This is a genomic window from Streptomyces sp. NPDC058812 (assembly GCF_042744565.1).
Lineage (GTDB): Bacteria > Actinomycetota > Actinomycetes > Streptomycetales > Streptomycetaceae > Streptomyces > Streptomyces thinghirensis.
This window is the reverse complement of the sequence record NZ_JBHYOB010000001.1, coordinates 873,646-881,480: the sequence shown is the minus strand read 5'-3', so window position 1 is coordinate 881,480 and position 7,835 is coordinate 873,646. Positions and strand designations below refer to the sequence as shown.

Here is a 7,835-nt window from a genome sequence, read left to right as displayed (position 1 = left end):
TACTGCAGGGGGGACCCTGTGGGAGAGTAGGACGCCGCCGAACAATCATTGCGAGGAAACCCCGCACCGGGAACGGTGCGGGGTTTTCTGCGTTTCAGGGGCAGTTGAGATGGCGGCGAGGCCGTTTCGGCCCCGCCCCCTTTCTCCCTATAGACGGCCTGCCGCCTTCAGTTCCAAGTAGGCGTCGGCCAGCGCCGGAGCGAGTTCGTCAGGGATCGCGTCGACGATTGTGACACCGTGCCGGCGGAGCTGGTCCGCGGTGCGATCGCGTTCCGCCTGGGCTTGTGCTGCCGCTGCGGCGTCGTAGACGGCGTCCGTGTTTCCGCGGGCCTTGGCCATCCGGGAGATGTGCGGGTCTGCCACCGATGCCAGGACGACCGTGTGGCGCTGTGTCAGTCGTGGCAGGACGGGGAGTAGTCCCTCTTCGATCGGGGCCGAGTCGAGTGTCGTGAGGAGCACGATCAGAGAGCGGCGAGGGGCCGACCGGAGGGCCGTGGCGGTGAGGCCGCGGGCGTCGGTTTCCACCAGCTCCGGTTCCAGGGTCGCCATCGTGTTGACCAGGGAAGGGAGTACGTCGCCCGCCGTGCGGCCCTGAACGAGGGCGCGTACCCGGCGGTCGTACGCGAGGAGATCGACGCGGTCGCCGGCGCGGGAGGCCAGGGCGGCCAGGAGCAGGGCGGCGTCCATGGAGGCGTCGAGGCGGGGTGCGTCGCCCACCCGGCCGGCCGAGGTTCGGCCGGTGTCGAGGACGAGCAGGATGTGCCGGTCGCGTTCTGGGCGCCAGGTGCGTACGGCGACGGTGGACTGGCGGGCTGTCGCACGCCAGTCGATGGAACGGGTGTCGTCGCCGGGGACGTATTCGCGGAGGCTGTCGAATTCCGTGCCCTCTCCGCGGGTGAGCACGCTGGTGCGGCCGTCGAGTTCGCGCAGGCGGGACAGCTTGGACGGCAGGTGCTTGCGGCTTGTGAAAGGGGGCAGGACGCGTACCGTCCAGGGGGACCGGTGGGTGCCCTGGCGGGTGAAGAGGCCCAGGGGGCCGTACGAGCGGATCGTGACGCGGTCCGACTGGCGGTCGCCGCGGCGGGTCGGCCGTAGACGGGTGGTCACTCGGCGGCGTTCGCCGGCGGGGACCGCCACGCGGTGGCGGGAGGCCGACGTATCGGTGCCGGGTTGCCAGCTGCTGGGCGGCCAGGCGTCGCGGAGGTGGGCGCGGAGCGGGCGGTTGGACGGGTTGGTGACCGTCAGGGTGACGTCGGCGGTGTCGCCCAGGCGCGTGGAGGTGTCACCGGAGCGGGTCAGGCGCAGGCGTCGTACCGGGGCGGCCAGGGCGAAGTCGCAGGCGCAGGCCACGGCCAGCGGCGCGTTGACCGCGAGGATGCCCGTCCAGCTGGGGTCCCAGATACCGATGGGCGCGGAGCCCAGGGCCGCGAGGAGTGCGGTGCGTCCGGTGAGTGCCATCAGCGGGGCACGGGGAGGTGGGCGAGGATCGCGTTGATGACGGAGTCCGTGGTCACGCCCTCCATCTCGGCCTCCGGACGGAGCTGGACGCGGTGCCGGAGAGTGGGGAGGGCGAGGGCCTTCACGTCGTCGGGGGTGACGTAGTCGCGGCCCGTCAGCCAGGCCCACGCGCGGGCCGTCGAGAGCAGCGCCGTGGCTCCGCGCGGGGAGACGCCGAGGGTGAGGGACGGCGACTCGCGGGTGGCCCGGCAGACGTCGACGACGTAGGCCGTGATCTCGGGGGAGATCGTCGTCTTGGCCACCTCCGCGCGGGCCGCCTCCAGGTCGGCGGCGTTCGCCACGGGGCGTACGCCGGCGGCGCGCAGGTCGCGCGGGTTGAAGCCCGAGGCGTGGCGGGTGAGGACGTCGATCTCGTCCTGCCGGGAGGGGAGGGGGACGGTGAGCTTGAGGAGGAAGCGGTCCAGCTGGGCTTCCGGGAGGGGGTAGGTGCCCTCGTACTCGACCGGGTTCTGGGTCGCCGCGACCAGGAACGGCTCGGGGAGGGGGCGGGGCGTGCCGTCGACCGTGACCTGGCGTTCCTCCATGGCTTCGAGGAGGGACGACTGGGTCTTGGGGGGCGTGCGGTTGATCTCGTCGGCGAGGAGCAGGTTCGTGAAGGCCGGGCCGGGCTGGAAGGAGAACTCGGCGGTGCGGGCGTCGTAGACCAGGGAGCCGGTGACGTCGCTCGGCATCAGGTCCGGGGTGAACTGGACGCGCTTGGTGTCGAGTTCGGTGGCTGCGGCCAGGGCGCGGACGAGGAGGGTCTTGGCTACGCCGGGGACTCCTTCGAGGAGGACGTGGCCGCGGCACAGGAGCGCCACGACGAGACCGGTGACGGCGGCGTCCTGGCCGACCACGGCCTTGGCGATCTCGGCGCGCAGGGTCTCCAGGGCGGCGCGGGCGTTGCCCGGGTCCCCGGTCTGCCCGGCGTTGTCAGTGGTCGGGTCCATCATGGACGGCGTACCTCTCTTTCGAGGGCGTCGAGTTGGTCGGCGAGGGCGATGAGGGCCGCGTCGTCGCCGGGCGGCGGGCCGAAGAGGAGGGTGTGCAGGGATTGTCCGTCGCCGTGTTCGCCGTGGAGATGGGCGGACAGGGCGGGGAGCAGGGCCTCGGGCGTGTGCGCCTGGGCGACGGGGACGCCTACGAGGGGGGCGAGACGGGTGCGGGTGGCGGAGCGAAGAGCGGCGGCCGCGCGGTCGCGGGCGTTGACCTTGCGGTAGAGGCGGGCGCGGCCCTCGGCGGTTTCGGAGGCGCGGATCGCGACGGGGAGTTTTTCGGGCACCAGGGGGCCGAGCCGGCGTGCCCGCCACAGGGCGGCGAGGGCGGCGGCGACGAAGAGCTGCAGGGTGCCCCAGAGCCAGCCGGAGGGGAGCAGGTCGAAGAAGCTGCGCTCGTCGTCCGGGGTGGTGGCGTCGGTGAGCGAGGGGAGGTACCAGACCAGGTGGTCGCGGGAGCCGAGGAGTTGGAGGGCGAGCGAGGCGTTGCCGTGCTCGTCGAGGTGGTTGTTGTAGAAGATGTCGGGGGCGCCGAGGACGACTGTGTCGCCCGGGGTGCCTTCCTGGGCCGCCTCTCCGGATGTCTCGGGGATGCGGAGCAGGGTGGCCAGGCGCCGGCTGGGGTAGCAGGCGTCGGCTTCGATGTGGGCGCTGCTGTAGCGGATGCCGCCGGTGTCGGCGCTGCCCGCGCGGCGGGCGGCGGACAGGTCGCAGTCGGGGGCCAGCGTCGAGTCGAGGCTGAGCGCGGGGTCGGCGGTGACGCCGGGGGCGAGTCGTTCGACGGCGGGGCCGCCCGGGGCCACGAGGACGGTACGGCCGCCGGAGCCCTCGGTCGCGGAGCGCAGCCGCGTCTGCTGGCGTTCGGTCAGGAGGTCGGGGACGGCGACCAGCAGGGTGGTGTCCGGGCCGGCCGCGGCGCGTGCGTCGTCCAGGGTGTCGACCACGCGCGTGGACACGCCCCGGTCGGCGAGGAGTTCGGCGACGGCCCGGCTGCCGTAGGGGTCGGCGGAGCGCGGGTCGAGTTCGCCGTGCCGGGTGTCGGAGCGGATGACGGCGATCGCGACGGCGGCGACGAGCAGCGCGACGAGTGCGAGCGTGATGCCCCGCGCGCGTGTCCACACCTGGCGTGCGGTGGGCGAGGCCGAGGTGGTGGGGAGCGTGGCCTCGGTGGTCATTCGGCGGCTCCCGGGCGGGTGTTCGGGTCCGCGCTGTCGGTCGTACTGGCGGTCGTGCTGCTTGCCAGACGCGGCTTGCCGCGTTCCAGGTCGCGGTCGAGTTCGGTGAGGCGCCGGTACGACTGTTCGGTGCCGGGGCGGCCGCCGTATGTGACGTCGTCGAAGTCGCGGGCCGCGGCGCGCAGCGGGGCGCCGTGGGCGGGCATGGCACGGCCGGCTTCGGTTGCCGCCTCGTCGGCGGTGCGGCCGGGGCGAATGTCGAGGAGGGCGCGTTCCTCCAGGGCGCGGACGACGGCCCGCATGCGTTCCTGGACGGCCTGGTTCCAGTGTCCCTGGGCGGCGTGTGCCTCGGCGGCGGCGCGGTGGTCGGCGGCGCTGCGGGGGCGGTCGTCGAACAGGGCGGGGGCCGAGGCCGGTTGGCGGCGCGGGGTGCCCAGGCGCCACCAGAGGGCGCCCAGCGCGGCCACTACGGCCACGATGATGACGATCAGGCCGAACGTCCCTCCGGGAGTCGCGGTGGACGCGCTGCTGAACAGCTCGTCGATCCAGTCCCAGAACGCGTTCAGGGCCCGCTGGAACCAGCCGGGGTCGTTCTCGTGGTACATCCGCTTGGACAGCTCGCGCCGCGCGGCCTCCCGCGCGGGGTCGCGCGGGATCGTCACCGGCGGTTCGTCGCCGGAGCGCGGCAGCGACAGCACCGAGGTGTCGCCCGTGCGCGACAGCGTCCGTACGGCGGTGCGTGACAGCGCTTCTGTGAGAACTCCCCCCGCCGGGCTCACCGCATCAGCTCCCCGGGGTGGTGCCGGGAGCGCCGGAGCCCTGGAGACCGGCCGCCCGGGCCAGTTCGAGGTCGAGGGCCTCGCGGCGAATGCGCTGGTCGATGTAGAGCAGAACGGCCACGCCGGCCGTGATCGGGAAGGTGATCATCGAGCCGATCACCGAGCCGATCCCGCTGACGACGAGGAACGTCCAGCCGAGGTCCCCGGTGCCGTCCAGGAAGCCGCCGATGCCGTCGCCGCCGAGGGTCGCGGCGAGAAAGGCGAAGGGAAGGACGATGATCGACGCGACGACGTTCGCGATGATCGTGGCGAGCAGTTGGATGCCGAAGACCCGCCACCAGGAGCCGCGCACCAGCTTCACGGAGCGGCCCATCGCCTTCTTGATGCCCTGCTTCTCCAGCATCAGCGCGGGGGACGCCAGCGAGAAGCGGACCATGAGCCACACCGCGACGACGCCGGCCGCCAGGAAGCCCAGGACGGTCAGGGCCACGCCCGCGTCGTCGCCTCCCGCGGCCGTGACGAGGAGACCGGGTGCCATGCCGACCATGACGATGCCGAAGACGATGAGCAGCAGCAGCATGATCAGGCCGAACAGCTTCAGCACCTGGGGGCGGGCGTCCCGCCAGGCCTCACCGGTGGTCACCGGCCTGCCGAGTACGGCGCGGCTGGTGACGGTGGTCAGCAGGGCGGTGGCCAGGACGGTGCCGATCAGGGAGATCAGGAAGATGACACCCGAGTTGATCGTGGTGTCGGCCAGGGCGTCGCCGAGTTCGCTCAGGGTGGCGTCGGGGTCGTTGAGGGCCTCGGTGCTGGCGTTGTCCAGGACGAGGCCCTGGAGCAGTACGACGATGATTTCCGTGAAGACCGCGACGGTCAGCGAGATGCCGAGGACTGTGCGCCAATAGGTGCGCATGGTGGAGACCGCGCCGTCGAGGATCTCGCCGACGCCGAGCGGGCGGAGCGGGATCACGCCGGGCTTGGCCGCGGGCGGGGGGCCGCCCCAGCCGCCGCCCCAGCCGCCGTGTCCGCCAGGCGGGCCGTAGCCGCCGTAGCCCCCGCCCTGGCCGCCGTAGCCGCCGGGACCTCCGTACTCGCCCGGGCCGCCGTAGCCGCCGCCGGGGTGGCTGGGGGGCGGGGCTCCCCAGCCCTGCTGCGGAGGCGGGGGAGGCGGTGCCTGGCCGGGGCCGGTGGGCGCGGGCCACTGGCCGGGCGGCGGCTGCTCCTTGGACCACTTCGTGCCGGGGCTCGTCGGTTCCGCGCCTGGCTGGTCCGCGCCCGGCCGGTCCGCGGGGTGCGCGGGCTGATCGGGGCCGTTCGGGCGGTCGGCGGACTCGGCGGGGCCGGACGCGCCGGGCTCCCGCCCGTCGGACGGGGCGGATCCGGGCGAGGCCCAGCCCGGAGTGTCGTTCATCGTCGCTCCTTCACGGTGCCCGTCCGCGGTCGCGGCGGCAGGTTGGCAGCCATCGTGCCATGGTGTGGTCGGGTGCGGACCGGGCGCGGTATGGGCTGCGCACCTTCAATTGTCCGCCCGGTAGGGGGCAGACTGACCGCATGGCTGATCAGGACGCGCGAAGCGGCGAGGACAAGCGGCCGACCGAGATCCCGGCGCTGCGCTGGGAGGAACCACCCGAGGGACCCGTGCTGGTCCTGCTGGACCAGACCAGGCTGCCGGCCGAGGAGGTCGAACTGGTTTGCACGGACGCGTCCGCGCTCGTGGAGGCGATCCGCTCGCTCGCCGTGCGCGGGGCGCCGCTGCTCGGCATCGCGGGCGCCTACGGTGTCGCGCTCGCCGCCGCCCGCGGCTTCGAGGTGGAGGAGGCCGCGGCCGCGCTGGCGGGGACCCGCCCCACCGCGGTGAACCTCGCCGTCGGCGTGCGCCGGGCCCAGGCCGCTCACCAGGAGGCGCTCGCCAGGACCGGCGACACCCGCCAGGCCGCCGCGGCCGCGCTGGCCGCGGCGCGGACGCTGCACCGGCAGGACGCCGAGGCCAGCGCCCGGATGGCCGCGCACGGGCTGGCGCTGCTGGACGAGCTGCTGCCCGCCGGCGGGCACCGGGTCCTCACGCACTGCAACAGCGGGGCGCTGGTGTCGGGCGGCGAGGGGACGGCCTTCGCGGTGGCGCTCGCGGCGCACCGGTCGGGTCGGCTGCGACGCCTCTGGGTGGACGAAACGCGTCCGTTGCTGCAAGGTGCTCGCCTGACGGCATACGAGGCGGCACGCAACGACATGGCGTACACCTTGCTCACCGACAACGCGGCCGGTTCGCTGTTCGCGGCGGGTGAGGTGGACGCGGTGCTCGTCGGCGCGGACCGCATCGCGGCCGACGGTTCGGTGGCGAACAAGGTGGGGAGCTATCCGCTCGCCGTGCTCGCGAGGTACCACCATGTGCCGTTCATCGTGGTGGCACCGGTCACGACGGTGGATCCGGACACGCCGGACGGGGCGTCCATCGAGGTGGAACAGCGTCCCGGATACGAAGTGACCGAGGTCACAGCACCCCAGGTGTCGGTGGCCGGAGCGGGAGGCGGGATTCCGGTGGCACCCCTGGGGACTCAGGCGTACAACCCGGCGTTCGACGTGACTCCGCCCGAGCTGGTGACGGCGATCGTCACCGAGGAGGGCGCGGTTTCGCCCGTGACGGCCGGGGCTCTCGCGGAGCTGTGTGCCAGGTCACGCCAGGTAACGATTAGCTAATGGGATGATGTCGTTTATGAAGGGACGAGTCCTTGTCGTCGACGACGACACCGCACTGGCCGAGATGCTCGGCATTGTGCTGCGTGGTGAGGGTTTTGAGCCATCTTTCGTAGCCGACGGCGACAAGGCGCTGGCCGCCTTCCGGGAGACCAAGCCTGACCTGGTGCTCCTCGACCTGATGCTGCCCGGTCGGGACGGCATCGAGGTGTGCCGCCTGATCAGGGCGGAGTCGGGTGTGCCGATCGTGATGCTGACGGCGAAGAGTGACACCGTCGACGTCGTGGTGGGTCTGGAGTCGGGCGCCGACGACTACATCGTGAAGCCGTTCAAGCCGAAGGAGCTGGTGGCCCGTATCAGGGCGCGTCTGAGGAGGTCCGAGGAGCCGGCGCCGGAGCAGCTCGCCATAGGCGACCTGGTCATCGACGTGGCCGGTCACTCCGTGAAGCGGGAGGGCCAGTCGATCGCGCTGACGCCGCTGGAGTTCGACCTGCTGGTGGCGCTGGCCCGCAAGCCGTGGCAGGTGTTCACGCGTGAGGTGCTCCTCGAGCAGGTCTGGGGCTACCGGCACGCGGCCGACACACGGCTGGTCAACGTGCACGTACAGCGGCTGCGCTCCAAGGTCGAGAAGGACCCGGAGAAGCCGGAGATCGTGGTGACCGTCCGTGGCGTCGGTTACAAGGCGGGGCCGAGCTGAC

At 72.8% G+C, this 7,835-nt stretch carries 7 protein-coding genes; 2 read left to right on the top strand and 5 right to left on the bottom strand.

The features are described from left to right. Positions 1–147: 147 nt before the first annotated feature. The 5 genes from ACFW48_RS04000 to ACFW48_RS03980 are packed head-to-tail and all read right to left on the bottom strand — an operon-like array spanning position 148 to position 5,857. On the bottom strand, positions 148–1,458 hold the full coding sequence (locus ACFW48_RS04000; RefSeq protein ID WP_386310216.1) for a DUF58 domain-containing protein: 1,311 nt from the start codon (positions 1,456–1,458) through the stop codon (positions 148–150). Further along, positions 1,458–2,447, bottom strand: coding sequence for an AAA family ATPase (locus ACFW48_RS03995; RefSeq protein ID WP_386310214.1), 990 nt, complete (start codon positions 2,445–2,447; stop codon positions 1,458–1,460). The genes ACFW48_RS04000 and ACFW48_RS03995 overlap by 1 nt, the downstream gene beginning before the upstream one ends. Continuing rightward, positions 2,447–3,667, bottom strand: a complete 1,221-nt coding sequence (locus ACFW48_RS03990) for a DUF4350 domain-containing protein (RefSeq protein WP_386310213.1) — start codon at positions 3,665–3,667, stop codon at positions 2,447–2,449. Before ACFW48_RS03990 ends, ACFW48_RS03995 begins: the two co-directional genes overlap by 1 nt. Beyond that, positions 3,664–4,446 (bottom strand): DUF4129 domain-containing protein, encoded by a 783-nt coding sequence (locus ACFW48_RS03985; RefSeq protein WP_386310212.1) that lies wholly within the window; start codon positions 4,444–4,446, stop codon positions 3,664–3,666. The genes ACFW48_RS03990 and ACFW48_RS03985 overlap by 4 nt, the downstream gene beginning before the upstream one ends. A 4-nt stretch (positions 4,447–4,450) precedes the next feature. After that, positions 4,451–5,857: a glycerophosphoryl diester phosphodiesterase membrane domain-containing protein gene (locus ACFW48_RS03980; protein ID WP_386310209.1), complete on the bottom strand. Its 1,407-nt coding sequence runs from the start codon at positions 5,855–5,857 to the stop codon at positions 4,451–4,453. Between the two features lie 140 nt (positions 5,858–5,997). On the opposite strand from ACFW48_RS03980, the gene mtnA reads away from it, so the two are divergent. Together mtnA and mtrA are read left to right on the top strand one after the other, a co-directional pair. Beyond that, positions 5,998–7,140, top strand: coding sequence for an S-methyl-5-thioribose-1-phosphate isomerase (gene mtnA / locus ACFW48_RS03975; protein ID WP_386310208.1), 1,143 nt, complete (start codon positions 5,998–6,000; stop codon positions 7,138–7,140). Between the two features lie 4 nt (positions 7,141–7,144). Further along, entirely contained in the window at positions 7,145–7,834 is a 690-nt protein-coding gene (mtrA, locus tag ACFW48_RS03970) for a two-component system response regulator MtrA (RefSeq protein WP_193776289.1), read from the top strand. Position 7,835 lies beyond the last annotated feature (1 nt).

What these genes read in the sequence shown, in the direction of transcription:
- ACFW48_RS04000 (WP_386310216.1), bottom strand. Translation starts at nt 1,458, where the DNA reads ATGGCACTCACCGGACGCACCGCACTCCTCGCGGCCCTGGGCTCCGCG.
- ACFW48_RS03995 (WP_386310214.1), bottom strand. Translation starts at nt 2,447, where the DNA reads ATGGACCCGACCACTGACAACGCCGGGCAGACCGGGGACCCGGGCAAC.
- ACFW48_RS03990 (WP_386310213.1), bottom strand. Translation starts at nt 3,667, where the DNA reads ATGACCACCGAGGCCACGCTCCCCACCACCTCGGCCTCGCCCACCGCA.
- ACFW48_RS03980 (WP_386310209.1), bottom strand. Translation starts at nt 5,857, where the DNA reads ATGAACGACACTCCGGGCTGGGCCTCGCCCGGATCCGCCCCGTCCGAC.
- mtnA (WP_386310208.1), top strand. Translation starts at nt 5,998, where the DNA reads ATGGCTGATCAGGACGCGCGAAGCGGCGAGGACAAGCGGCCGACCGAG.
- mtrA (WP_193776289.1), top strand. Translation starts at nt 7,145, where the DNA reads ATGATGTCGTTTATGAAGGGACGAGTCCTTGTCGTCGACGACGACACC.